The sequence below is a fragment of the Streptosporangium sp. NPDC000509 genome (assembly GCF_042898365.1).
Lineage (GTDB): Bacteria > Actinomycetota > Actinomycetes > Streptosporangiales > Streptosporangiaceae > Streptosporangium.
This window is the reverse complement of the sequence record NZ_JBIAYX010000013.1, coordinates 90,286-113,495: the sequence shown is the minus strand read 5'-3', so window position 1 is coordinate 113,495 and position 23,210 is coordinate 90,286. Positions and strand designations below refer to the sequence as shown.

Annotated in this window: 19 protein-coding genes; 9 read left to right on the top strand and 10 right to left on the bottom strand. The window is 71.2% G+C overall.

Annotated elements, in window-relative coordinates:
- Positions 1 to 14 precede the first annotated feature (14 nt).
- Positions 15 to 1,226 carry an ROK family transcriptional regulator gene (locus ACFY3D_RS24015; RefSeq protein ID WP_389982751.1) on the bottom strand — a complete coding sequence of 404 codons (1,212 nt, stop codon included), beginning with the start codon at positions 1,224 to 1,226 and terminating at the stop codon, positions 15 to 17.
- 147 nt (positions 1,227 to 1,373) lie between these two features.
- Between ACFY3D_RS24015 and zwf the strand changes: the two genes are divergently transcribed.
- The 7 genes from zwf to ACFY3D_RS23980 all read left to right on the top strand — a co-directional run bounded on the left by zwf (position 1,374) and on the right by ACFY3D_RS23980 (position 9,221).
- Positions 1,374 to 2,849 (top strand): glucose-6-phosphate dehydrogenase, encoded by a 1,476-nt coding sequence (zwf, locus tag ACFY3D_RS24010; protein ID WP_389982748.1) that lies wholly within the window; start codon positions 1,374 to 1,376, stop codon positions 2,847 to 2,849.
- Between the two features lie 74 nt (positions 2,850 to 2,923).
- Positions 2,924 to 4,819 carry a phosphogluconate dehydratase gene (gene edd / locus ACFY3D_RS24005; RefSeq protein WP_389982745.1) on the top strand — a complete coding sequence of 632 codons (1,896 nt, stop codon included), beginning with the start codon at positions 2,924 to 2,926 and terminating at the stop codon, positions 4,817 to 4,819.
- Between the two features lie 43 nt (positions 4,820 to 4,862).
- Positions 4,863 to 5,819 (top strand): glucokinase, encoded by a 957-nt coding sequence (locus ACFY3D_RS24000; RefSeq protein WP_389982742.1) that lies wholly within the window; start codon positions 4,863 to 4,865, stop codon positions 5,817 to 5,819.
- Positions 5,816 to 6,427, top strand: a complete 612-nt coding sequence (gene eda, locus ACFY3D_RS23995; protein WP_350949265.1) for a bifunctional 4-hydroxy-2-oxoglutarate aldolase/2-dehydro-3-deoxy-phosphogluconate aldolase — start codon at positions 5,816 to 5,818, stop codon at positions 6,425 to 6,427. Before ACFY3D_RS24000 ends, eda begins: the two co-directional genes overlap by 4 nt.
- A 115-nt stretch (positions 6,428 to 6,542) precedes the next feature.
- Positions 6,543 to 7,784, top strand: coding sequence for a TIGR03118 family protein (locus tag ACFY3D_RS23990; protein ID WP_389982738.1), 1,242 nt, complete (start codon positions 6,543 to 6,545; stop codon positions 7,782 to 7,784).
- A 386-nt stretch (positions 7,785 to 8,170) separates the two neighbouring features.
- Positions 8,171 to 8,827, top strand: coding sequence for an AAA family ATPase (locus ACFY3D_RS23985; protein ID WP_389982735.1), 657 nt, complete (start codon positions 8,171 to 8,173; stop codon positions 8,825 to 8,827).
- A gap of 67 nt (positions 8,828 to 8,894) precedes the next feature.
- Positions 8,895 to 9,221: a cupin gene (locus ACFY3D_RS23980; protein WP_362896945.1), complete on the top strand. Its 327-nt coding sequence runs from the start codon at positions 8,895 to 8,897 to the stop codon at positions 9,219 to 9,221.
- A 38-nt stretch (positions 9,222 to 9,259) separates the two neighbouring features.
- On the opposite strand, the gene ACFY3D_RS23975 is transcribed toward ACFY3D_RS23980, so the two are convergent.
- From ACFY3D_RS23975 to ACFY3D_RS23965, 3 genes are all read right to left on the bottom strand, one after another.
- Positions 9,260 to 9,961, bottom strand: a complete 702-nt coding sequence (locus ACFY3D_RS23975) for an NAD-dependent deacetylase (RefSeq protein WP_389982732.1) — start codon at positions 9,959 to 9,961, stop codon at positions 9,260 to 9,262.
- An 11-nt stretch (positions 9,962 to 9,972) separates the two neighbouring features.
- The gene (locus tag ACFY3D_RS23970) at positions 9,973 to 10,503 is read right to left on the bottom strand and encodes a hemerythrin domain-containing protein (RefSeq protein WP_389982729.1); all 531 of its coding nucleotides are present in this window, start codon (positions 10,501 to 10,503) and stop codon (positions 9,973 to 9,975) included.
- 112 nt (positions 10,504 to 10,615) lie between these two features.
- Entirely contained in the window at positions 10,616 to 11,068 is a 453-nt protein-coding gene (locus ACFY3D_RS23965; RefSeq protein WP_362896948.1) for an Lrp/AsnC family transcriptional regulator, read from the bottom strand.
- A 112-nt stretch (positions 11,069 to 11,180) separates the two neighbouring features.
- Here ACFY3D_RS23965 and ACFY3D_RS23960 point away from each other — a divergent pair, with 112 nt between their 5' ends.
- Entirely contained in the window at positions 11,181 to 14,669 is a 3,489-nt protein-coding gene (locus ACFY3D_RS23960; RefSeq protein WP_389982726.1) for an indolepyruvate ferredoxin oxidoreductase family protein, read from the top strand.
- A gap of 3 nt (positions 14,670 to 14,672) precedes the next feature.
- On the opposite strand, the gene ACFY3D_RS23955 is transcribed toward ACFY3D_RS23960, so the two are convergent.
- On the bottom strand, positions 14,673 to 15,725 hold the full coding sequence (locus ACFY3D_RS23955; protein ID WP_389982723.1) for a carbohydrate kinase family protein: 1,053 nt from the start codon (positions 15,723 to 15,725) through the stop codon (positions 14,673 to 14,675).
- Positions 15,722 to 16,792 (bottom strand): LacI family DNA-binding transcriptional regulator, encoded by a 1,071-nt coding sequence (locus tag ACFY3D_RS23950; protein ID WP_389982720.1) that lies wholly within the window; start codon positions 16,790 to 16,792, stop codon positions 15,722 to 15,724. The genes ACFY3D_RS23955 and ACFY3D_RS23950 overlap by 4 nt, the downstream gene beginning before the upstream one ends.
- Before the next feature lie 294 nt (positions 16,793 to 17,086).
- Between ACFY3D_RS23950 and ACFY3D_RS23945 the strand changes: the two genes are divergently transcribed.
- Entirely contained in the window at positions 17,087 to 18,376 is a 1,290-nt protein-coding gene (locus ACFY3D_RS23945) for an ATP-binding cassette domain-containing protein (RefSeq protein WP_350949274.1), read from the top strand.
- A gap of 65 nt (positions 18,377 to 18,441) precedes the next feature.
- Here ACFY3D_RS23945 and ACFY3D_RS23940 read toward each other — a convergent pair whose 3' ends face one another.
- The 4 genes from ACFY3D_RS23940 to ACFY3D_RS23925 all read right to left on the bottom strand — a co-directional run bounded on the left by ACFY3D_RS23940 (position 18,442) and on the right by ACFY3D_RS23925 (position 23,205).
- Positions 18,442 to 19,167 carry a hypothetical protein gene (locus ACFY3D_RS23940; protein ID WP_389982717.1) on the bottom strand — a complete coding sequence of 242 codons (726 nt, stop codon included), beginning with the start codon at positions 19,165 to 19,167 and terminating at the stop codon, positions 18,442 to 18,444.
- Between the two features lie 228 nt (positions 19,168 to 19,395).
- The gene (locus tag ACFY3D_RS23935) at positions 19,396 to 20,034 is read right to left on the bottom strand and encodes an amino acid-binding protein (protein ID WP_389982714.1); all 639 of its coding nucleotides are present in this window, start codon (positions 20,032 to 20,034) and stop codon (positions 19,396 to 19,398) included.
- A 94-nt stretch (positions 20,035 to 20,128) separates the two neighbouring features.
- Positions 20,129 to 21,349, bottom strand: coding sequence for a hypothetical protein (locus ACFY3D_RS23930; protein ID WP_389982711.1), 1,221 nt, complete (start codon positions 21,347 to 21,349; stop codon positions 20,129 to 20,131).
- Between the two features lie 296 nt (positions 21,350 to 21,645).
- Positions 21,646 to 23,205, bottom strand: coding sequence for a condensation domain-containing protein (locus tag ACFY3D_RS23925; RefSeq protein ID WP_389982707.1), 1,560 nt, complete (start codon positions 23,203 to 23,205; stop codon positions 21,646 to 21,648).
- Positions 23,206 to 23,210 lie beyond the last annotated feature (5 nt).

Genomic DNA, 23,210 nt, shown 5'->3' with positions numbered 1-23,210 from the left:
CGACGAGGGGCCGCTCAGACGAGGGAGCGGACGGAGCGGACCGAGCGCGGCGGTTGCCAGCCGGCGGAGTCGACGGCCTCGGGCGACAGGATGTGGTCCAGGACCATGTGGGCGCAGCCGATGATCCCGGCGCTCGGGCCGAGCCGGCTGCGCTCTATCCGCAGGTTGCGGGTGGCCAGCGCCGTCGAGCGGCGGTAGATGACCTCGCGGACCCCCGAGACCATCGGCTGGAAGGTCTCCGCGACGTCTCCGCCGAGGACGACCACCGAGGGGTTGAGCAGGTTGACCGCGCTGGCGACGACCTCGCCGAGCATCCGGGCGGCGTCGCGGACCACGGTCATGGTCTCCGCGTCCCCTGCCCTGACCAGGCTCACCACGTCGGCGAGACTCGTGACCTCGTGCCCCCTGGCCCGGAGCTGACGCAGGATCGCGGTGCCGCTGGCGACGGAGTCGACGCAGTCGATGTTGCCGCAGCGGCACAGGACGCCCCCGCCGTCGCGGACCGGGATGTGCCCGATCTCCCCCGCGGCGCCCAGCGCCCCCCGCAGGATCTCGCCCCCGGCGATCACTCCGGAGCCGATCCTGGTGGACACCTTGATGAACAGCAGGTCGTCGGCCTCGCCCGCGTAGATCTCGCGATGCTCACCGATCGCGATGACGTTCACGTCGTTGTCGAGGAAGACGGGGGCGGGGAAGCTCTCGGCGATGATCGGCGGGATGGCCACACCGGTCCAGCTGGCCATGATCCGGGCGCTCTCGGTGCGACCGGCCGCGAACTCCACCGTGGCGGGGACCCCCAGGCCGACGCCGCGGACCAGGGAGACGGGGCGGTCGCCGAGCAGCTCGCTCCAGCTCCGCATGACCAGCGGCAGGACGACGTCCGGCCCCTCCTCCACGTCCACCGAGAGGGCGGTGTCGGCCAGCACCTTGCCCGCGAGGTCGCAGACGGCGACCTGTGCGCGGCTCGCGCCGAGAGAGCCGACGAGGACGACCCCGCCTGAGGCGTTGAAGATCAGGCGGGTGGGCGGGCGGCCTCCGGTGGAGGGGCCCTCACTGTCCTCCACGACGAGGCGCCGCTCCAGCAGCTCGGTGACGCGCAGGGACACGGCGGGTCTGGACAGGCCGGTGACACGCCCTATGTCCGCTCGGGTGGCGGCCTCGCCCGAGCGGATGAGGCGCAACACCTCACCGCTGGTGGCCAGCGCGGCAGCGGGACGTCGAGGCATCCGCCAAGTGAATCACACCCACTTAGGAAATGAAAACTTCCTACTTTCTCATCTCAAATTACAAAACTCCGCTTGTGTAGAGCGCAAGATCTAGCTAGTGTCCGATCTATCCCCAAATTCGATAGATCATCACGGAGAGTTCCCCCGATGTCCGAGACCCCGCAACCCGCCGACCTCATCGTCTTCGGCGGCACCGGCGACCTCTCCATGCGGAAACTCCTCCCGGCGCTCTACCACTCCGACCGGGACGGACGTCTCGCCCCCGAGACCCGCGTGATCGCGATGTCCCGCGGCGGGCTCGACGACGCCGACTTCCGCGGCAAGGTGGACGCCGCGATGCGCGGCTCGGTGCCGCAGGACGACCTCGACACCTGGCGGCGCTTCCTCGGCCGCCTGCACCACGTCACCATCGACATCAGCGGCCAGGACCCCACGGGGTGGACGAAACTCGCCAGGACGCTCGACGGGCACGAGCGCCGCGACCGGGTGTTCTACCTGGCCAGCCCGCCCATGACGTTCGGCCCGTTCTGCCGCGAGGCGCACCGCGCCGGCCTGGTCACCCCCGCCTCGCGGGTGGTGCTGGAGAAGCCGCTCGGACGCGACCTGCGCAGCGCGATGCGGATCAACGACGAGGTCGGCGCCATCTTCGACGAGCGGCAGATCTACCGCATCGACCACTACCTGGGCAAGGAGACGGTCCAGAACCTCCTCGTGCTCCGGTTCGCCAACGCGTTCCTGGAGCCGATCTGGAACTCCCTGTGGATCGACCACGTCCAGATCACCGTCGCCGAGACCGTCGGCACCCCCGGCCGTCGCGGCTACTACGACCACGCCGGCGCGCTGCGCGACATGGTGCAGAACCACCTGCTCCAGCTGCTGTGCCTGGTGGCGATGGAGCCGCCGTCACGCAACGACCGCGAGTCGATCCGCGACGAGAAGGTCAAGGTCCTCCAGGCGCTGCGGGCCATCACCGGCGGTGAGGTGGACCGCTTCACCGTGCGCGGCCAGTACACGGCGGGTGAGTCCGGCGGTGTCCCGGTACCCGGCTACCTCGACGAGCCCGACAACACCGCGCCCACCGACGACTCCCGCCGGGTGGAGACCTTCGCCGCGATCCGCGCCGAGGTGAGGAACTGGCGCTGGGCCGGGGTTCCGTTCTACCTGCGTACGGGCAAGCGCATGCCGCAGCGCTGCTCGGAGATCGTGGTGCAGTTCAAGGACGTGCCCCACTCGATCTTCCCCGGCAGCACGCCGAACCGGCTCGTGCTGCGGCTGCAGCCGAGCGAGGGCATCCAGCTGAACATCATGGCCAAGGAGCCCGGCGCGGGCGAGGTGGCGCTCAAGCCCGTCCCGCTGAGCCTCAGTTTCGCCGAGACCTTCACCGGCCGGGTGCCCGAGGCCTACGAGCGGCTGCTCATGGACGTCCTCGCCGGCAACCCGACCCTGTTCATGCGGCGCGACGAGGTCGAGGCCGCCTGGCGGTGGATCGACCCGATCCTCGACGAGTGGGAGTCCAGGGGAACCCCGCCCGAGCCGTATCCGGCGGGCAGCGCGGGACCCGCCGCGGCCCACGAGCTCGTCGGCCGCAGCGGCCGCGTCTGGCACGAGGAGGGGGCGGAGTGAGCGCGCGAGCCGACCGCCCTGCCCGAAGCGACCATCCCGGCAACGATGACGCCGACCACGATCGAGGAGTCCGGATGCACCCCGTGATCCAGGAGGTGACCGACCGTCTGGTCGAGCGCAGCCGCCCCAGCCGCACCGCCTACCTGAACCGGCTTCACGCCGAGGCCGAGGCGGCCCGCCTGCGCGGCCCCGCCCGGGCGAGCCTGGGCTGCGCGAACCTCGCGCACGGCTTCGCCGCCGTGGGCGAGAGCGACAAGCGGGACCTGCGCGCCAACGTCAAGCCCGGCGTGGCGATCGTGTCGAGCTACAACGACATGCTGTCGGCGCACCAGCCGTACGAGACCTACCCGGCGATCCTCAAGGCCGCCGTCAGGAAGGCCGGCGGCGTCGCGCAGTTCGCCGGGGGCGTGCCCGCGATGTGCGACGGCGTCACACAGGGCCGGGCGGGTATGGAGCTCTCGCTCTACAGCCGCGAGGTCATCGCGATGGCCACCGCGATCGCGCTCTCGCACGACATGTTCGACGCCTCCCTCATGCTCGGCGTCTGCGACAAGATCGTTCCCGGCCTGCTGATCGGGGCGCTGCACTTCGGCCACCTGCCCGCGGTGTTCGTCCCCGCCGGACCGATGACCTCCGGCCTGCCCAACAAGGTCAAGGCCCGCACCCGGCAACTGTTCGCCGAGGGCAAGGTCGGCAAGGGCGAGCTGCTGGACGCCGAGGCGAAGTCGTACCACTCCCCCGGCACCTGCACCTTCTACGGCACCGCCAACTCCAACCAGGTCATGATCGAGGTCATGGGCCTGCACCTGCCGGGCTCGACGTTCGTCAACCCGCGCACCGAGCTGCGCGAGGCCCTGACGAAGGCCGCGGGCAGGCGGGCGGTCGAGCTGACCGCGCACGGCTCCGAGTACACCCCCGTCGGCGAGGTCGTCGACGAGAAGGCGATCGTCAACGCCTGCGTGGCACTGCTCGCGACCGGCGGCTCGACCAACCACACCATGCACATCGTCGCCATCGCTGCGGCGGCCGGCATCGAGCTCCTGTGGGACGACCTGGCCGCGCTGTCGAAGGCGGTGCCGCTGCTGACCCGCATGTACCCCAACGGCCACGCGGACGTGAACCACTTCCAGGCCGCAGGCGGCATGCAGGTGCTCATCGGCGACCTGCTGGACGCCGGGCTGCTCCACCGCGACGTGCTCACGATCGCCGGGCGCGGGCTGGACCACTACCGCTCGGCCGCCGAACTCAAGGAGGGCGAGCTGGTCTGGCAGGAGCGCACCGAGGGCAGCACCGACCTCGACGTGCTGCGCCCGGTCTCCGAGGCGTTCTCCGCCGACGGCGGCATCCACATGCTCGACGGCAACCTGGGCCGCGCGGTCAGCAAGGTCTCCGCCGTCAAGGACGAGCACCTCGTCATCGAGGCCCCGGCCAAGGTCTTCGACGACCAGCTTCAGCTGCTGCGCGCCTTCGACGCGGGCGAGCTGGACGGGCAGGACTTCGTGGCGGTCATCCGCTACCAGGGGCCGAGCGCGAACGGCATGCCGGAGCTGCACAAGCTCACCCCGCCGATGGCGGTGCTGCTGGACAGGGGGCAGCGGGTGGCGATCGTCACCGACGGCCGCATGTCCGGCGCGTCCGGCAAGGTCCCCGCGGCCATCCACCTGTCGCCGGAGGCCGCCGACGGAGGCCCCATCGCGCTGGTGCGCGACGGTGACCCCATCCGCCTCGACGCCGCCGCGGGCACCCTGGAGCTGCTGGTCGGCGCCGAGGAACTGGCCGCCAGGCCCCTTCAGGGCGCGCCGCTCACCGACGCCCAGTGGGTCGGCACCGGCCGCGAACTGTTCGGCGCCTTCCGCCGCGCGGCGGGCCCCGCGGAACGCGGCGCGGGCGTCTTCGCGCTGAACGGCCACGCCGAGGCCGTCGCGAACGGCACCCGCCCGGCGACCGCCCAGAGCGGGATCCGGGCGTGAGCGCGCACATCGTCTCCTTCACACGGTCCGCGAAGGAGATCTCGTGAGCCTTCCCTGGCTCGTCGCCGACATCGGCGGCACCAACGCCCGGTTCGGGCTGGTCACCGAGCCCGGTGGACAGCCCGAGGCGGTGGCCGTGCTCGCGGGCGCGGAACACGATGGCCTTCCCGAAGCCGTAGCCGCCTATATCGCAGATCATGCGGGCGGAGTTCAGCCGGGAGCCGCGTGCGTCGCGATCGCGGGGCCCGTGGAGGGCGACCGCTATCGGCTCACCAACTCCGGGTGGACCGGGTCGGTACGCGACCTGGGCATCCCGAACGCCTGGCTGCTCAACGACTTCGAGGCCCTGGCCGCGTCCCTGCCGTACCTGCGGGGCGACGACCTGGTCTCCCTGGGCGGTCCCGAGCCCTCGCACGGCGTCAAGGCCGTGCTCGGGCCTGGGACGGGTCTCGGCGTGGGCGGTCTGGTGCCCGCGGCCGAGGGATGGGTGCCGATCCCCGGGGAGGGCGGGCACGTCACGGCGCCCGTCCTCGACATGCGGGACCACGAGATCGTCCGGGCACTGCGCGGAGACGGCCTGGAGCACGTGGTGGCCGAGCACCTGCTGTCCGGGCCGGGGTTGTCACGTCTGCACCGGGCCCTCGCGCTCGTCCACGGGACGGACGCGCCGGCACTGTCCGCCTCCGACATCGTGGCCCGGATGGACGACTCGCTGTGCGCGGAGACCGTCGAGGTCTTCTGCGCCATGCTCGGCACCTTCGCCGGGAACGTCGCCCTCACCCTCGGCGCGCGGGGCGGCGTCTACCTGGGCGGCGGCGTGCTGCCACGTATCGTGGACCGGGTCCGCTCCAGCGACTTCCGCCGTCGCTTCGAGGCCACCCCGACCCTGAACGACTACCTTTCCGACATCGCCACGGTGCTGATCGTGGCCCCTCAGCCCGCCCTCACCGGCGCGGCGGCCTGGCTGAGCCAGCGCCTGTCCAACCTGGAGTTCGCATGAGTCTGCTCGACATCGCCCCGGTCGTCCCGGTCGTCGTGATCGACGATCCGGAGACCGCGGTCCCCCTGGCCCGAGCCCTGGTCGCGGGCGGCCTGCCGGTCATCGAGGTGACCCTCCGCACCACCGCCGCCCTGGACTCCATCACGCGCATCGCCGCCGAGGTCCCGGAGGCGGTGATCGGCGCCGGCACCATCCGCACCCCGGCCGACGTGGCGGCCTCCGTCGCGGCCGGCGCCAGGTTCCTGGTCAGCCCGGGAACCACCCCGGGGCTGGTCGACGCCATGGAGGTGAGCGGGGTGCCGTTCCTGCCCGGTGTGGCGACCGCCTCCGAGGTCATGGCGCTCGCCGACCGCGGGGTGACCGAGATGAAGTTCTTCCCCGCCGAGGCCGCCGGCGGTCTGCCGTACCTGAAAGCACTCGGCGGCCCGTTGCCGCAGGTCACGTTCTGCCCGACGGGTGGCATCAAGCTCGCGACGGCCCCCGACTATCTCGCGTTGCCGAACGTCGGGTGCGTGGGCGGCACCTGGCTCACCCCGGCCGACGCGCTCGCCGACGGCGACTACTCGCGCATCGAGAAACTGGCCGCCGAGGCGGCCGCCCTCCGCTGACTCCCCCGTCCCCACGGCTCCTCCCGGGTGCCGGCCCTGGAGAAGCGGACTGAACCGCGCACGGACCCCACGCGTATCTCGCGGCGAAAGGCACTCCCTCACAGAGGAGCCATGAATGCGAGTACGCACCGTCACGATCTGCGCCACGGTCCTGGTCATGGGCGTCGCCGGTACGGCGTCCGCCGGGACCCATCAGGCGCGGGCCGGAGCGAAACAGGCGGGGACCGCGAGCGGCCCCGAGAAGGCCGGTCAACAGAGCCTGCGAAAGCATTTCGCGGTCACCAACCTGGTCTCGGACGTCAGCGGACGGGCCGCGGTCACCGACCCCGCGCTGGTCAACCCGTGGGGACTGGCGATGGGCAAGACCCTCTGGGTCTCGGCCACGGGCACCGGCCTGGCCACCGTCTACTCCGGCGGCGCGGGCACCGTGAAGCAGGAGAAGACCCAGGTCCGCGTCCCCGGCGGCAGGCCCACCGGGCAGGTCGTCAACATGGGCGAGGAGTTCGTCGTGAAGGGGCCCGGTGGTTCCGGGCCGGCCACGTTCATCTTCGCCAGCCCCAGCGGGGCGATCACCGGCTGGAACGCCGAGGCCGACCCCGACGACGCGATCATCAGCGCGTTCGTCAAGGGCGCCGACTTCAAGGGCCTCGCCCTCGCCCAGACGAACCGGGGGCCGATGCTGCTCGCCGCCGACTTCGCCCGCAACCGGATCCACGTCTTCAACGGCGACTTCGACCGGATCTCGATGGGCCGCCGCGCGTTCCAGGACCCCGGCCTGCCGGAGAACTACGCGCCGTTCAACGTGGAGGTCGTGGGCAACTCCGTGCTCGTCGCGTACGCCAAGCGCGACCCCGAGACCGGCAAGTCCGTGGCCGGGCAGGGCAAGGGGTTCGTCAGCCAGTTCAACGGCTCCGGCCGGTTCCTCGGCCGCTTCGTCGCGCGCGGAGCCCTCAACGCCCCCTGGGCGATGACGCTGGCCCCGAAGAACTTCGGCAACCTCTCCGGCGCCCTGCTGGTCGGCAACTTCGGCGACGGCCGCATCAACGCCTACAACCCGCGCAACGGCCGCTCGCTCGGCCCGCTGCGCTCCTCCGACGGCAGGCCCATCACCCTGAGCGGCCTGTGGGACCTGGAGCCAGGTACCGAGACCGTCGGCGGCACGAACTCCCTGTGGTTCAGCGCGGGCAGCGACGGCGGTACGCACGGCCTGCTCGGCCTGATCAGGCCGGGCGGAGCGGCCACCTCGACGACCTCCCCCACGGGCGGTTCCTCCCCCACGCCCTCCTCGCACCCGAGTTCCCACAACTCCGGTTCCAACAACTCCGGCAACTCGAACAACTCCGGTTACAACTACTGACGGGCCACCGACGGGCGTCAGGCCCAGGGTTTTCCCGGCGGCGCCGGCACCCCCACACCAGCGGACCACGAGGCCGAGCCGGCAGACCGGCCCGTACGGATCGCGGGAGGGGTGCCGGCGCCGCGGCGCGTCCGGAAGAGTCACCCTCCATGAACGCGAGATCGCCCGCTTTCCTTTAACCTTGAACGAACGAGGGGAGTACTTCCCAAAGACCGATCCGGTCAATACGGACGCCCTGTGGCGTCCCCGGACGGTCGCCCGCGAGACGCGGGTGAAGGAGACCTCGAATGGCCGAGCGCATTCGAGGAGCGAGCATGCCCCCTGACACCCCCCTCCCCCTCCGGGCACCGTCCCACCGGTGTCTCCCCCGGAACGCGGGACGCGGCATGACTGAAACCCCCCACACCAGCGAGGTGCACGTGATGGCCACCCCACCGGCCAGCGGGCCCTCCGCCGGGGATCTGCGCTATCCGGCCGGATCGCTGGTGCTCCTCGCGGGGATCCCCGGCGCGGGCAAGAGCACCCTGCTCGACCGTCTGTACGGGCTGCGCGGCGACGAGAGGGAGCCGGTGCGCGCCGGTGACGCCCTCGTCATCGACTCACGCCAGTCCCGCAACTGGTGGGCCCCCTACCTGGGACCGATCCCGCAAAGAGCCCGCATCCCGCTCGTGCACACCACCCACGCGGTGCGGATCGCCCGCGCCATGTGGAAGGGGCACGCCGTCGTCGCGCACACCCGCGGCACATGGCCGCACATCCTGTACGGGTTCGCCTGGCTGGCCCGCAGGGTCGGCAACGAGGTCCACCTGATCCTGCTCGACGTGGAGCCGAGGCTCGCCCGCGAGGGGCAGCTCTCGCGCGGCCGGGTCGTCACGAGCGCGACCTTCGCCCGGCACTGCCGCCGCTGGCGGGTGCTCGTCGAGCGTGCCCGCGGCGGCTCGCTCCCTCCCGCGGCGAGCGTCACGATCCTCGACCGTGCGGCCGCGGACCTGCTTCGGACCATCCGCTTCGACGGGCGGCCCTCCGCTCGGCGGGACGGATGACTTTACCTTCGCCTGGCTCTGCGCCTCGTCCGGCCAGGGCAGGTACACAGCGACCGGAAGGAAACCGATGACCGACGTACTGGCTCTCGCCCAGGAGCATCTCAGCCTCGCCAGGGCGAGCGCGCACGGCCGCAGCGCCCACACCTACCTCAACGAGGGCACCCTGCGCCAGGCGGTCATCGCGCTGACCGCCGGGACGGCCCTCGGTGACCACGAGGCCGCGCCGGCCGGGAGCCTGCACGTCCTGATGGGACGGGTACGGCTCGTCGACGACGAGCGGACCGTCGAGCTCGGCGAGGGCCACACCGCTCCGATCCCGCAGCGGCGGCACTCGCTGGAGGCCGACGAGGAGTCGGTGGTCATCCTCACCAGCGTCGTCAACATCGGCGACTGAGGACGTTCACGCCGCCCCGTCAGGTGGGCACAGCTCTCTCAGATGAGGGATGAGCACAGGCGCGGGACGGCGATGCCAATGGGGTCGTGGATCACCTCGTCGGCCAGGTGGTCGTACGGGGTCGGTTCGGCATTGACGACGACCAGCCGGGCAGCCGCGCGCACCGCCACCTCCACCAGGGAGGCCGCGGGCTGCACCCGCAGCGAGGTGCCGACGGCGAGGAACACCTCGCACTCCTCGGCCGCCTCGACCGCGCGGGTGAGGACGACCGGGTCGAGGGACTGGCCGAACATCACGGTGGCCGTCTTGACGATGCCTCCGCACTCGTGACAGGCGGGGTCGCTCTCGCCCGCGTCGATCCGGTCGATCGCCTCGCGCGTGGTGGAGCGGGCGCCGCAGGCGGTGCACAGGGCGCCGAACATGTTGCCGTGCAGTTCCAGCACCCGCTCGGGCGGCGACCCGGCCCGCTGGTGCAGGCCGTCGACGTTCTGCGTGACGATCCACGCGTCCGGCAGGGCGGCCAGGGCACGATGCGCCGCGTTCGGCTCGGCCTCCCACGCGGGGTTGTCGCGGCGCATCAGCCACGAGCGCCGCCGGATCTCGGGATCGGCCATGTAGTAGTCGTAGGTGACGAGTTTCTCGTGGTCGGGGTCCCTGCGCCACATGCCGTTCGGCCCGCGGTAGTCGGGGATCCCCGACTCGGTCGAGATCCCCGCACCCGTCAGCACCGTCACCCTCATGACGAGTGATCCTAGCCAGCCGCAGGCTCGTCCTCGTCGTCGATCAGCAGGAAGTCGGGCCGGTTCTCGCGCCACTCGGGCACGTCCATCGAGTTGAGCACCGAGATGAGCTTCTTCTCCTCGTAGATGAAGTGCGTCTGCATGATCGCCGACAGCGCCCCCACCTCCTCGCGGACCTTGGCGGCCGTGACCGGGTCCGGTTTCTCCGGGAGGGCTTCGAGGAGTTTCCGCAGATTCCCCAGCAGCCAGTCCAGCTGGTTGTGGTCCGCGCGCAGCTCGGAGAGCACCTTGCGCAGCTCGGGGAACTCCTCGGCGATCACCGGGAACGCGCCCCTGTCCTCACCGGTGTGGTGGCGCGTCAACGCGGTGCAGAAGGAGAGACAGTGGGCGCGCAGGTCCCGTGGCGGCAGCCCTTTGCCGTCGAAGTAGTCGTCGACGCCGTCCTGCAGGTCCTGCAGCATCTCGCGGAGCCAGATGTGCACTTCGAGCAACTGGGTGCCCATGGCGGTGAGACGGTCACCCGCCCCTGAACGTGCGTTCACACTCCTCCTCTTCGGTGGGCGATGATTCCCCGGTGTTCTCGAAGTCCCGGGGAGCGCGGCGAATTCCGGTGTGGTCCTGACGGCGTCTGTGGTCCTGACGGCGTCCGGAAGCTCAAAGGGGCAGGATGCCGCCGGGTTTGAGGGCTTTCATGGCGATCTGGGAGGTGAGCTTGTCGAGACCGGGCAGGCGGCCGAGCTTCTCCAGGCACAGCTGGCTGTAGGCGTCCATGTCGGGCACCGCCACCCGCAGCACGTAGTCGGGGCGGCCGAACATGCGCAGGCACTCCACCACGTCGTCGATCTCCATCACGGCGGCCTCGAAGGCGGTGACCGTCTCGGCGTCCTGCCCCTCCAGCTCCACATAGGCGACGACCTGGAAGCCCCGCCCCACCGCCACCGGGTCGATCACGGCACGGTAGCCGGTGATCACTCCGGTCTCCTCCAGGTTGCGGACCCGGCGCAGGCACGGCGAGGGGGTGAGCCGCACCCGTTCGGCCAGCTCCAGGTTGCTCAACCGCCCCTCCACCTGCAGGAGACCGAGAATTGCGCGATCCGTCACATCCATGACATCGGATGCTAACGAGAGGTCCTCTCCCTGGAAAGTTTGACATCGAATTTTGTTCTACCTGGCATAACCTTGCGGCACTGCAGGAGCGCCGACGATGGGACGACAAACCATGACGATCTTCGCAGACGCCCGTGAGATCTCCCCCGACGACCGCTACCTGCTCGACGAGGGCCAGGTCTTCATGACCGGCACCCAGGCCCTGGTGCGGATCATCCTCGACCAGATGCGCGCCGACAGGGCCGCGGGCCTGCGTAGCGGCGCGATGGTGTCCGGCTACCCCGGCTCCCCGCTCGGCGGCTTCGACCAGGAGCTGGCCCGCTCCCGCCGGCACGCCGAGCCGCTCGGCGTCGTGCACCGCCCGGGACAGAACGAGGAACTCGGCGCCACCGCCGTCTGGGGCAGCCAGCTCGTGCCCGCGCTTCCCCGTCCGCGCACCTCCGGCGTGCTGGGCGTCTGGTACGGCAAGGCGCCCGGTGTCGACCGCGCGGCCGACGCGTTCCGGCACGGCAACTTCGTCGGCGCCCACCCCGAGGGCGGCCTGATCGCGCTCTGCGGCGACGACCCCACCTGCAAGTCCTCCACCCTCCCCTCGGCGACCGAGGGCACGCTCGCCACGCTGGGCATGCCGATCGTTCATCCCGGCAGCGTCCAGGAGCTGCTCGACCTGGGACGCCACGCGATCGCGGCGTCCCGGGCCAGCGGCCTGTGGGTCGCGGTGAAGGCCGTCTCCAACGTCGTGGACGCCACCGGCACCGTGGACGTCGGGCGTGACCGGGTCGTCCCGGTCACGCCCGTCGTCGAGTACGAGGGCAGGCCGTACCGGCACGTGCCCGACGCCACCCTGCTCACCCCGTGGTCGCTGGAGATGGAGCGCACGCTCGTCGGCCCCCGCCTCGACCTGGCCCGCGCCTACGCCCGCGAGAACGGGCTCAACCGCGTCACCGCCGACCCCCGCGACGCCTGGCTCGGCATCGTCGCCTCGGGAACCGCCTACCACGACGTCCGCGAGGGCTTCCGCAAGCTCGGCGTCACGCCGGAGGAGGCCGGTGTCCGCCTCCTGAAGATCGGCATGCTCTGGCCGCTGGACCCCGAGATCGTCCGGACCTTCGCCCGAGGACTGTCGGAGATCCTCGTCGTGGAGGAGAAGGCCCCGCTGCTGGAGACCTCGATCAAGGACATCCTGTACGGGACCGCCGACGCCCCGCGCGTGCTGGGCAAGCTCGACGAGAACGGCGCGCGGCTCATTCCCCCGCACGGTGCGGTCGACGCCGACCTGGCCGCCAAGGCCGTCGCCTTCCGGCTGCGCCGCAGGGGGCTGACCGACCTCGGCGAGCGGGTGGCGAAGGGGCTCTCCGTCATCTCGCGCCCGGCACCGCTCACACTGCTCGCGCCCAAGCGCACCCCCTTCTTCTGCTCGGGCTGCCCGCACAACCGTTCCACCGCCGTCCCCGACGACGCGCCCGTCGGCGCCGGGATCGGCTGCCACACGATGGTGGTGCTCAACCGCGAGGGCAAGGGCACGCTCACCGGCCTGACCCAGATGGGCGGCGAGGGGGCGCAGTGGATCGGCCAGGCGCCCTTCACCGACACCCCGCACATCTTCCAGAACCTCGGCGACGGCACCTTCCACCACAGCGGCTCGCTCGCGGTGCGGGCCGCGGTCGGAGCGGGCGTGAACATCACCTACAAGCTGCTCTACAACAGCGCGGTCGCGATGACCGGCGGCCAGACGATCACCCCGGCCCTGTCGGTGCCCGACCTGACCCGCTGGCTGGAGGCCGAGGGGGTGCGCAGGATCGTCGTCACCACCGACGAGCCGGAACGCTACCGGGGGGTCAGGCTCGCGGGCATCGCCGAGGTCCGCGACAGGACGGCACTGGAGGACGCCCAGCGCGAGCTGGCCGCGATCCCCGGCGTGACCGTCCTCGTCCACGACCAGCAGTGCGCGGCCGAGAAACGGCGGCTGCGCAAGAAGGGCGACCTGCCCGACCCTGTCAGGCGGGTCGCGATCAACCAGCGCGTCTGCGAGGGCTGCGGCGACTGCGGGCAGAAGTCCGAGTGCCTGTCCGTGCTGCCGGTGGAGACCGAGTTCGGTCGCAAGACCGAGATCCACCAGTCGTCCTGCAACAAGGACTACTCGTGCGTGGAGGGCGACTGCCCGTCCTTCCTGACCGTGCTGCCCGCCACGAGGAAGGCCGCCTCCCGCGGGCGCGCACCGGTGCCCGCGCCGCCGGACATGCCCCTCCCCGAGGCGCGCACCGGGGACGCCTCGATCAGGCTGGTCGGCATCGGCGGCACCGGCGTGGTGTCGGTCGCGCAGATCCTCGGCACCGCCGCGATGCTCGACGGCAGGCGCTCGCGAGGACTCGACCAGACCGGCCTCGCCCAGAAGGGCGGCACGGTCGTCTCCGACATCCTCATCTTCGACGGTGACGGTGAGCGCTCGGCGCGGGGCGGGGCGGCCAGCGTGGACGCCTACCTGGCGCTGGACCTGATCGGCGCCACCGACCCCGCCCACCTGGCCGCCGCCGACCGTGACCGTACCGTGGCGGTGGTCTCCACCAGTCTGGTGCCGACCGGTTCGATGGTGCTCGACCCGTCCACCCACCTGACCGACCCCCGCTCGCCGATCGCCGCGCTGGAGTCGCGGACCCGGCGCGAGCTGAACGTCTACCTCGACGCCGAGGAGCTGGCCCAGGCGCTGTTCGGCGACCACATGCCGGCCAACACGATCATCGTCGGGGCCGCCTGGCAGCGCGGGCTCATCCCGCTCGGCCTGGAGTCGGTCGAGCGGGCCATCCGCGCGGGCGGAGGCAGGGCCGCCGAGCGGACCGTCGCCGCCTTCCACTGGGGCCGCGCGGTGGTCGCCGCCCCCGAGGCCGTGGCGGCGGTGACCCGCCCCGCCGTCCCCGCCGCGCCGCTCCCCGACAGGTCGGCGGCGCAGCTGGTCGACGCGGTCGCCGAACCCGGCGGCGAGCTGCACCGGATCCTCACCGTCCGGGTCCCCGACCTCGTCGCGTACCAGAACGCGCGCTACGCCGCCGGGTACGTCGACGCCGTCCGCGCGGTCCTCGCCAGGGAGCGCGAGGTCTTCCCGGGCGGCACCGCCGTCACCGAGGCCTACGCCAGGCAGCTGCACCGGCTGATGGCGTACAAGGACGAGTACGAGGTGGCGCGCCTGCACCTGGACCCGGCCGAGCGGGCGCGGATCGCCGCCGAGTTCGGAGATGGCGCGAGGGTCTCCTACAACCTGCACCCGCCGTTCCTGCGCGCCCTGGGCATGAGGCGCAAGCTCCGCCTCGGCCCCTGGTTCGACCCGGCCTTCCGCCTGCTGTACGGCATGCGCGTGCTGCGCGGCACCCGGCTGGACCCGTTCGGCCTGGGCGGGGTGCGCGCGACGGAGCGGGAGCTCGTCGCCGAGTACACCCGCGACGTGCACCGGGCGCTGGACCACCTGCGCCCGGCGACCGAGGAGCGGGTCCGCGAGCTCGCGGAGCTGCCCGCCATGGTGAGGGGGTACGAGCACGTGAAGCTGCGCAACGTGGCCGCCTACCGTGAGCGCGTGACCGCGCTCCTCGACGACCTGCGCGAGGGCTGAACGTCAGGGCGTGGGGACGACTCCCGCGCCGCCGGCGGGGGGCGACTCCCCGCCGGGCCGCTCGCGCGGCCTCACGGGGTCGAGTGCCCCCGCGCGGCCGAGGAGGTCCGGCTCGGTGATGGGGTTCTCGTGGGTGCCCTCCGACGTGCAGGCGTGGGCTCCGGCGACGGCGCCGAGGGGGATGGAGTCGTCGAGGGAACGGCCGGAGAGCAGGCCGTACAGGACCCCCGAGACGAACGCGTCCCCGGCGCCGTTGCTGTCGGCCACCGGGCCCGGCAGGGGTGCGGCGGGGAAGGCGCGCGGTCCGTCCGCGTCCAGGACGTGGCAGCCCTCGGCGCCCTCCGTGCAGACCACGGCCCTCGCCCTGCCGCGCGCCAGAATGTCGCGCATGACCTCGTCGCGGCGCGGGCCGAGTGCGGTGGCCGACAGGAAGACCAGGTCGGAGGAGTAGGCGAAGTCCCTGTGGTGGTCGTTCTCGCCGTCCCAGTCGTGCAGGTCGGTGGAGACCGACCCGGCGCCCAGGGCGATCCCCGCCGCCGGTCCGGCTCCCGTCCCGGTGCCGCGGACCGGCTCGGGAGCGGTACGCGGGCCGGACCCGTCGCGCAGGTCGGGGTAGACGTGCCGGGAGAAGTCGGTGATCGACACGTGGACGTGCCGGGCCGCGCGGACCGCGTCCAGGTAGAGCTCCCTGGGCAGTCGCTCGCCCGCCGCGGCGCGCGGGTCGAACAGCGAGGTGCGCCGCCCGTCCGGGCCGACGAGCAGGACGCTGCGCCGGGTCCCCTGCGGGGCGAGTGCCCAGCCGGTGTCCACCCCCTTCTCCTCGAAGTGTGCCCTGATGAACCTGCCCTGCGGGTCGTCGCCGATCAGGTCGACCAGCTTCACCCTCAGCCCGAGCGCGTGACAGCCGAGGGCGACACCGCTGCCGGTGTTGCCGATCCGGTCGATCACCGGGGGGACCGGGTAGGTGTCGGCGTACGGCAGGGGGAGCGAGGGCACGTAGGCGGTGGTGTCGACACCGGTACCGCCGATGACGACGACGTCGTGGCCGGTGTTCAACGTGTTCCCTTGACCAGGGGGCCCGAGCCGGTGGAGCGGCGGACGACGAGTTCGGGCTGGAACATCAGCTCGACGTGTTTGGCGCGGACTCCGTTGATCTCCTCCAGGAGGGTCGCCACCGCCGCCGAGGCCATCGCGCCGATGGGCTTGCGCACGGTGGTGAGCGGCGGGTCGGTGAACGCGATCAACGGCGAGTCGTCGAACCCCACCACCGACACCTCACCCGGCACCGACAACCCCCGATCCCGGCACGCCCGGATCGCCCCCAACGCCATCAGGTCAGAGGCGCACACGATCCCCGTACACCCCCGCGCCAGCAACTGCGCCGCGGCCGCCTGACCACCCTCCACCGAGAACAACGAATGCGAGATCCACCCGTCGACCTCCGTCACCCCCAGCAACTGCGACATCGCCTGCCGATACCCCTCGATCTTCCTGATCACCGGCACGAACCGGCGTGGACCCACGGCGAGACCGATGCGCTCGTGCCCGAGGTCGGCCAGATGCTGCACGGCCAGCCGGGCCGCGGCCCGGTCGTCCGGGGAGATGAACGGGGCCTCGACGCGCTCGCTGTAGCCGTCGAGCAGGACGATCGGCAGTCCGCGTTCGATCAGGCGGCTGTAACGGTCCATCTTCGCCGTGGTGTCGGCGTGCAGCCCGGAGACGAAGACGATGCCGCTCACTCCGCGGTCCATCAGGAGTTCGGTGAACTCGTCCTCGGGGGCTCCTCCGGGCAGCTGGGTGCACAGCACCGGGGTGTAGCCGTGCTGGGTGAGCGCCTTCTCGATGGCCTGGGCGAAGGCGGGGAAGATCGGGTTGTCCAGCTCGGGGGTGACCAGGCCGATCAGCCCGTTGCTGCGCTGACGCAGCCGCTGTGGGCGCTCGTAGCCCATCAGGTCCAGAGCCGTCAGCACCGCCTGCCTGGTCGACTGCGAGACGCTGGGTTTGCCGTTGAGCACCCGGCTGACCGTGGCCTCGCTCACCCCGGCCTGCGCGGCGATGTCGGCCAGCCGTATCGTCGTCCCGTCGGAGCGGGAACGCGAGTTCTGAGGGAGCTCATCGTCCATCAGGAAGTCACCCCACCATGCGGCTGAACCGGGCGCGAACCGATCGGCGTCCGGCGCCCTCCATGAAATTCGTTTCTGCAACTTTTCGCAAACTGTAACATTTCAACCCTTGTCTGGCGGTCTGGTCAGGGCTCCCTGTCACCGCTGGTCGTCACGTCGGGGAGCGGAGAAGTAACTAACAGATGAGCGATTTCTAACGACATCTATGGACACGCGGGTAAGTGTCGCGATGTACTACCTCATCAATCACACAGCTGGGATCCGGGCGGGGGCGCCCGGGAGGAACGAGCGCGCATGAGTACCGTCGTTCTCGACAACGTGAGCAAGGTATACCCAGGCGGATACCTCGCGATCGACCGCATGAGCCTGCGGGCCGAGAACGGGGAGTTTCTCGTGCTGCTTGGCCCTTCGGGCTGCGGTAAGTCCACCCTGCTCCGGATGATCGCGGGCCTGGAGGAGGTCACCGAGGGAGACCTGTGGCTGGGCGGCACGCTCGCCAACGATCTCGCTCCCCGCGACCGCGACGTGGCGATGGTGTTCCAGAACGGTGCGCTCTACCCGCACCGGACGGTACGCGGCAACCTCTCCTTCCCCCTGGAGATAGCCAAGGCCGACCCCTCGCTGGTGAAGGAGCGGGTGACGGAGCTGTCCAAGGCGTTGCACATCGACGAGACCCTGGAGCGGCGCCCTGGAACGCTCTCCGGCGGCCAGCGCCAGCGGGTGGCGATGGGCCGCGCGATCGTCCGTCAACCCTCCCTCTTCCTGATGGACGAGCCGCTCTCCAACCTGGACACGGGCATGCGCACCGAGCTCCGGATGGAGATCTCGTCACTGGTCCGCTCCCTCGGAGTGACCACGATCTACGTGACGCACGACCAGGTCGAGGCCCTCACCCTGGCCGACCGGATCGCCATCATGAACCGCGGCGTCCTGCAGGACGTCGGCACCCCCGCACAGGTCTACAACGACCCGGCGACCGCCTTCACCGCGGCCTTCCTCAGCTCCCAGCAGATCAACCTGCTCGCGGCCACCGTCCGCACCCCGCAGAACCAGTTCATCCTGCTGGACTTCGGCCCGCACCAGATCATGATTCCCTGGACCGATCCCAGGGCGTACGTCATCTCACAGCACGTGGGCCGCCAGATCATCGTCGGCCTGCGTCCCGACTGCCTGGCCCCGGTCCCCGACAGCTTCGAGGGACCGACCTTCCTCGGCCGCGTCCGCGCCCTGGAGTACCACGGCCACGAGTGGCTCGCCTACGTCGAGAGCGGGCTCACCTCCGTGACCGTCCCCGAGCCTCCCGACCCCCGGCAGAAGATGAACGGCATGGGCGTCCCCCTCGTCGGCGGGCGGGTCCGTTCGGTGTTGCGGAGGCTGATGCCCAGTGCCATGTTCGACGAGGACGAGCCCCAGCCGGAGCAGGAGCAGGAGCGCTCCGGCGGCCACCGCCGGGCCGACCTCATCGTCCGTCTGGGCTCCCGGCCGGTCTGGCGGGCGGGAGAGCCCGCCAGGGTGGGGGTCGACGTCACCCGCCTGATGCTCTTCACCATGGACGGCGCCCGCATCGACCCGCCGCAGCGCTGAGACGACACCCACCCCGGCACCACCCGGCACCGTCGTGGCGGCGGTCGTACGGGCGGGGGCGCCGGTCAGACCGTCCTGATCGTCTCGCCGATCCGGTCGAACAGCGCCTGCTCGCCCTCGGTGTCGGTGCTGAGCGTGACGATGCAGGTCTTGTCCTCGGCGGGCACGTAGTACTGGGTGCCCCGGATGTGGACGCCGTTGGTCTCGAACGTGTAGACGAGCCGTGCCGCCTCCTTGGAGCCGATCGGCACCCTCCTCGCCTCGACGACCTTGGCGCCGAGCTGTTCGAGCTGGGTTCTGGTCTCCTTGATCAGCTGCTCCGTCGGGATCTGCCGGCCGGCCTGGCAGAAGGCGTTGAGGTTGGTGGGAAATCCGTTCGCGGAGGGCCCGGCCGAGGTTCCGCCCGAGGCCCAGAGGCCCTTGTTGTCGACCAGGGTCTGCAGGCTCCCCTTGGCCTGCTCCAGCATGGGCCCCGACAGGCCGCTGTTCCTCAGTCCTTTGTCGAGGTCGTCCTTGGCCAGGTCGAGCGCGACCCAGTCCTTGGGGACCGCGACGACGACGCCGTTGGCGGGCCCTCCGATCAGCTTGAATCCTTCGGGCACGGATGCGGGGCTTCGCGTGGCGGTGGCACCGGGGGGCGCGCCCTGCCCGGGACCGGGGCTTCGCACCGTCTCCAGGCCCCGCGCGGGGGCGGCGTCCACGGCGACCGGTCCCCCGCTCCCGCAGGCCGTACTCACCCCCAGACAGAGCCCGAGCAGGCTCGTCGTCACGACGTGATGGCGCTTAGGCATCAGGCTGCCCTCCTCCCGGACCCGCGAGGGCCCGGTACCGATACGACCTGCGGCGTCTGTCGGGGGGAGAGCTGATGCGGGTGTGGGCGGCGGCCATCGCCTCGCCGGGGAGCCGACCCGCGACGGGCGGGATGGGGCACGACGGGCGGGAATGCCCGGTCACGGGAGTGGCATCAGGCCACTCCTCGTCTTCTTACCCCATAACCGACATATCGGAAACGCTGGCACTCAAGGAGTACGTCCCATGATGGAGACGATCTCCAGGACACGCATGGCACGGTCCACCTCCGCCCGGTGGAAAGGCGGGCCGTCGGCCCTGGCCAGGATCAGGTGCCGACTCGTCCCAGGCACCGGCAGGCTCATCAGCTGGTGCCGCCCCGAGCCGAGGACGGCGGGCCTCAGCGTGGCGAGATCGGTCACCTTGACACCGACCAGACCGCTCCCCTCGTCGAAGGCCTCGGGTGCCTGCCAGCTGCGGTGCAGGAGCTCTCCGCTCTCCGGCGACACGATCACCGCCCAATCGGCGCTCACCAGGTCGGGCACGGCGTCCACGAGGGTGGCGAAGGCCCTGCCCGGATCGGCGGCGACATGCTTCAGCAGGTCGTAGTCGGGGGCGGCGCCGGGAATCTCCCGGGTGGGCCAGACGCCCTCGACGCGCATCCCGGGGACGCCGGAGAGGCGGTCTCGCACCGTCTCCGCGTCCACGGTGCCGGGCCAGGAGACGGTGAAGTCGTCCATCGCCCGGCCGAGTTCACGTTCCAGCACCGTCACCTGGAGAATGTCCGCGCCCAGCGTGCCGAGCACCCGGGCCGCCTGCCCCAGGGCGCCTGGCCTGTCGGGGAAGGAAACGCGTAGCCGCAACATCATGCCGATCACCTCACTCTGCGCACCAGACTGTCCTAGCCAGGTTTCACGGAGGTTCCAGGGAGATGTCCAAAATAAGACCTGAAATAGGTATAAGTCAGGACTGATAGGCCCCGGCGGCGGGGGACGCGGACAGCGCGGCGCCGGAGAGGTCACGGGCGAGCCCCGTGCCCCCGTACCAGTCGGGACCGAGCTTGACACCGCGGCCGAGCGCCGGGGAACCGGGGCGCAGGCGCAGGTCCGTCCGGCTCCTGAAACGCGGATCGGCCATGATCGACCGGGGGCCGAGCTTGAACTTGCGGGAGCGGCCCTTGTAGACGCCCGCGTCCTCGTCGGCCCCCTTGCCGTCCTCGAAGCCCACCTCGCCGCCGACCACGACGATGTTGTTGCGCAGCTTCAGGATTCCCGGGGAGCAGCCGTCGTGACAGGCCCAGCCGAGGGTTTTGCGCGCGGGCAGGTAGACCGAGTTGTGCACCGCGACGGTGCCCTTCACCGGCCCGACCACGTGGCGGGCGCCTCGGGTGACGAGGAAGGCGGCCCTGCGCGAGGAGGTGACCACGTTGTGGGCGAAGACGTTGTCCGCGGCGGTTTTGCCCTTCTGCGCGCCGAGCTCGACGAAGGTCTCGTTGCTCCTGGCGATGTTGTGGGTGACCCGGTTGCGGTTGCCGTTGAACACCTCGACGGCGGCGCCGTCGTAGCCGTAGTCCTTGCTGGCGGCGTAGCTACCGGTGATCACGTTTTCCGTGACGAGGTTGTCGTCGCCGTTGAGCAGCACGCCGAACGCGCCGGAGTCGTCGTCGCCGCCCTCGGTGTTGACGCTCATGCGGTTGTTCTCGCTCAGCAGGCTGTTCTTGACGACGTTGTACCTGCCCATGAGGTGGACGCCGGTGATGTTGCGCTCGGCGATCACGCGGTCGAGCTCGTTGCGGTTGCCGCTGACCTCGAAACCGGCCCACCGGCAGTTGACGGCCCGCACCCCGACGACCCGCACGTAGGAGCCCGTGATCACCACGCAGTCCTCGTCCCTGCCGCTGATCCTCGGGGCCGTGCCCCTGCCGTAGGGCTCGACCACGATGGGGGCGGCGGCGGTGCCCCTGCCGGACAGCGTGAGCACTCCCGGCCAGCTGCCGCCGCGCTTGAGACGCACGGTGTCACCGGCGCCCAGGGTGGCGGCGTTCACGTTGTCCAGGCTGCGCCAGGCCGTCGCGGCCGAGGTGCCCGCCGCGGCGTCGTCTCCCGCCCTGGAATCGACGTAGTAAACGGTACCCGCCGCCGCCACGGTGGCCTCGGGTAGTGCGACGAGTATGCCTCCCGCCAAGAAAGCCCCTGCCACCGGAGTGGCCCATCGTCTCGTCGATCTCATCCTGGTACGCTCCATCACCGTCACCACGGGGTGTGTCAGGCGCAGATCTTCGCACACCCGGGGTTTGGTCAGCGATCCCAAGGGCGGACCCACAGCCAGCCGTTACTTTCGCTTCACCTGCGGGCTCCTGACAGGTCGGCGACGGTGTGGCTCCCGGCGGCCCAGCCGCCGGGAGGAGCGTCCGTCACGGTCGGGGCGGAGCCACCGGCCCGCCTACCGGCGGCTGCTGCCCGCGCAGCACGCGAGCGCCGCTAGGCCGCCCCCAGCTCGGGGAAGGGCTCGTCGGGGTGCTCGACCGCGATGCGGGCGTAGCGCTGGAAGGCCACGGCGAGTTCGGCGGCCGTCTCGGGGTCGTACCCGTAGCGGTTGTAGACCACGGCGGCGAGCATGGAGCCGTCCCGCTGCTCCTCGACGATCAACTCGGGAGCGCTGAGGTCGAGTTCGCCGGGATTCGCCGCCCAGTCGAGCCCCTCCTGTTCGCGGGGGAAGGGGAACGCTTCCGACATCAGGCCGGGGAAGTGCGGGGCGCCGAAGCTTTCGTAGTGGATCCGCGAGGGGAACGGCACCTTCAGCCTGGTCTCCAGGTAGGAGTGGAACTGGTGCGCCACCGCCCCCACCGACACCTCCCTGACCCGGTCGAGCAGCTCGGAGTAGGCGGGCTCTCCCGAGGCGTCGAAGCGCAGGACGAGCGACTGCACCAGACAGCCGATCAGCGCCTCGTGTTCGGGCGCGGTACGGCCCGGCACGGGTGACATCACCACCAGATCCGTCATCCCCGTCCACTGGCGCAGCAGCCAGGTCCAGCACGCCGCCACCGCCATGAACGTGGTCGCGCCCCGCGTCCTGGCGGTCTCCCGCAGGCCGTGGGCCAGCTCCGCGTCGATCTCGAAGGCGTGCCTGCGCCGGGAGAACAGGGCGGTGTCCCTGCGACCGGGGAACGGTGTGAGGTCGCGAGGGGCCCCGTCCAGGACCCGGTCCCAGTAGGCCCGGTTGCGCGGCCACTGCTCCCTGGCGAAGGCACAGTGGTCGGCGTAGGTCATGGGCAGCGGGCGCAGCGGGTTGGGGTGGCCGGTTCGCAACGCCGAGTAGACGATGCCCAGTTCCCTGAGCATGACGCCCAGCGAGAACCCGTCGAAGGCGAAGTGATGCACGGCGAGAACCAGCACGTGGTCGTCCTCGCCGACGCGCACCACCAGTGCCCGCACGAGCGGGCCGCGCAGCACGCTGTCCAGACGCATGCGCTCGTGCCAGACGATCCGCTCGGCGTCGCGCTCGCGCTCCGACGGCGTGTCACCGGAGGCCGCGACCTCGGCGACCTCAGGAGGCAGTTCGTCGGCGATCAGGACCTGCCCCGACGCGGTGACGACGGTGCGCAGCGGCTCGTGCCGGGCGATCACCGCCTCCAGCGCCCGGGTGAGGAGCGGCACGTCGAGGGCGTCCCTGATGCGGATCGCGGTGGCGCAGGATCCTATGTCGCGGACCGGCTCGCTCTCGAACATCCAGTCCAGGAACTCCTCCTGCTGGGTGCTGAGCGCCGTTCCCCCTGCCGTCTCCGGAGCGGCCGAGGCCGAGGTGGCCGAGGCGCGGGCGTCGTCGATCCAGCGGGCCTGCCCTTTGAGTTCGGGCCGGTCGAAGGCGAGAGCCGAAGTGACGGGCACGCCCAGGCGGTCACCGATTAGGGAGGCGAGCTGGGCGGCCCTGAAGGAGTCGCCGCCCAGCTCGAAGAAGTTGTCTCCGGGGGCGACCTCGGGAACACGAAGCACCTGACGCCACAGAGCGCCCAGCTCCGTCTCGGTGCTCTGCGCGGTCATTCTTC

Bases quoted from the DNA above. Each gene is read 5' to 3' on its own strand.
- ACFY3D_RS23975 (WP_389982732.1), bottom strand. From the start codon at position 9,961: ATGAGGGTGACGGTGCTGACGGGTGCGGGGATCTCGACCGAGTCGGGG.
- zwf (WP_389982748.1), top strand. From the start codon at position 1,374: ATGTCCGAGACCCCGCAACCCGCCGACCTCATCGTCTTCGGCGGCACC.
- ACFY3D_RS23960 (WP_389982726.1), top strand. From the start codon at position 11,181: ATGACGATCTTCGCAGACGCCCGTGAGATCTCCCCCGACGACCGCTAC.
- ACFY3D_RS23940 (WP_389982717.1), bottom strand. From the start codon at position 19,167: ATGCCTAAGCGCCATCACGTCGTGACGACGAGCCTGCTCGGGCTCTGT.
- ACFY3D_RS23925 (WP_389982707.1), bottom strand. From the start codon at position 23,205: ATGACCGCGCAGAGCACCGAGACGGAGCTGGGCGCTCTGTGGCGTCAG.
- edd (WP_389982745.1), top strand. From the start codon at position 2,924: ATGCACCCCGTGATCCAGGAGGTGACCGACCGTCTGGTCGAGCGCAGC.
- eda (WP_350949265.1), top strand. From the start codon at position 5,816: ATGAGTCTGCTCGACATCGCCCCGGTCGTCCCGGTCGTCGTGATCGAC.
- ACFY3D_RS23945 (WP_350949274.1), top strand. From the start codon at position 17,087: ATGAGTACCGTCGTTCTCGACAACGTGAGCAAGGTATACCCAGGCGGA.
- ACFY3D_RS23990 (WP_389982738.1), top strand. From the start codon at position 6,543: ATGCGAGTACGCACCGTCACGATCTGCGCCACGGTCCTGGTCATGGGC.
- ACFY3D_RS24015 (WP_389982751.1), bottom strand. From the start codon at position 1,226: ATGCCTCGACGTCCCGCTGCCGCGCTGGCCACCAGCGGTGAGGTGTTG.
- ACFY3D_RS23985 (WP_389982735.1), top strand. From the start codon at position 8,171: ATGACTGAAACCCCCCACACCAGCGAGGTGCACGTGATGGCCACCCCA.
- ACFY3D_RS23950 (WP_389982720.1), bottom strand. From the start codon at position 16,792: ATGGACGATGAGCTCCCTCAGAACTCGCGTTCCCGCTCCGACGGGACG.
- ACFY3D_RS23980 (WP_362896945.1), top strand. From the start codon at position 8,895: ATGACCGACGTACTGGCTCTCGCCCAGGAGCATCTCAGCCTCGCCAGG.
- ACFY3D_RS23965 (WP_362896948.1), bottom strand. From the start codon at position 11,068: ATGGATGTGACGGATCGCGCAATTCTCGGTCTCCTGCAGGTGGAGGGG.
- ACFY3D_RS23935 (WP_389982714.1), bottom strand. From the start codon at position 20,034: ATGATGTTGCGGCTACGCGTTTCCTTCCCCGACAGGCCAGGCGCCCTG.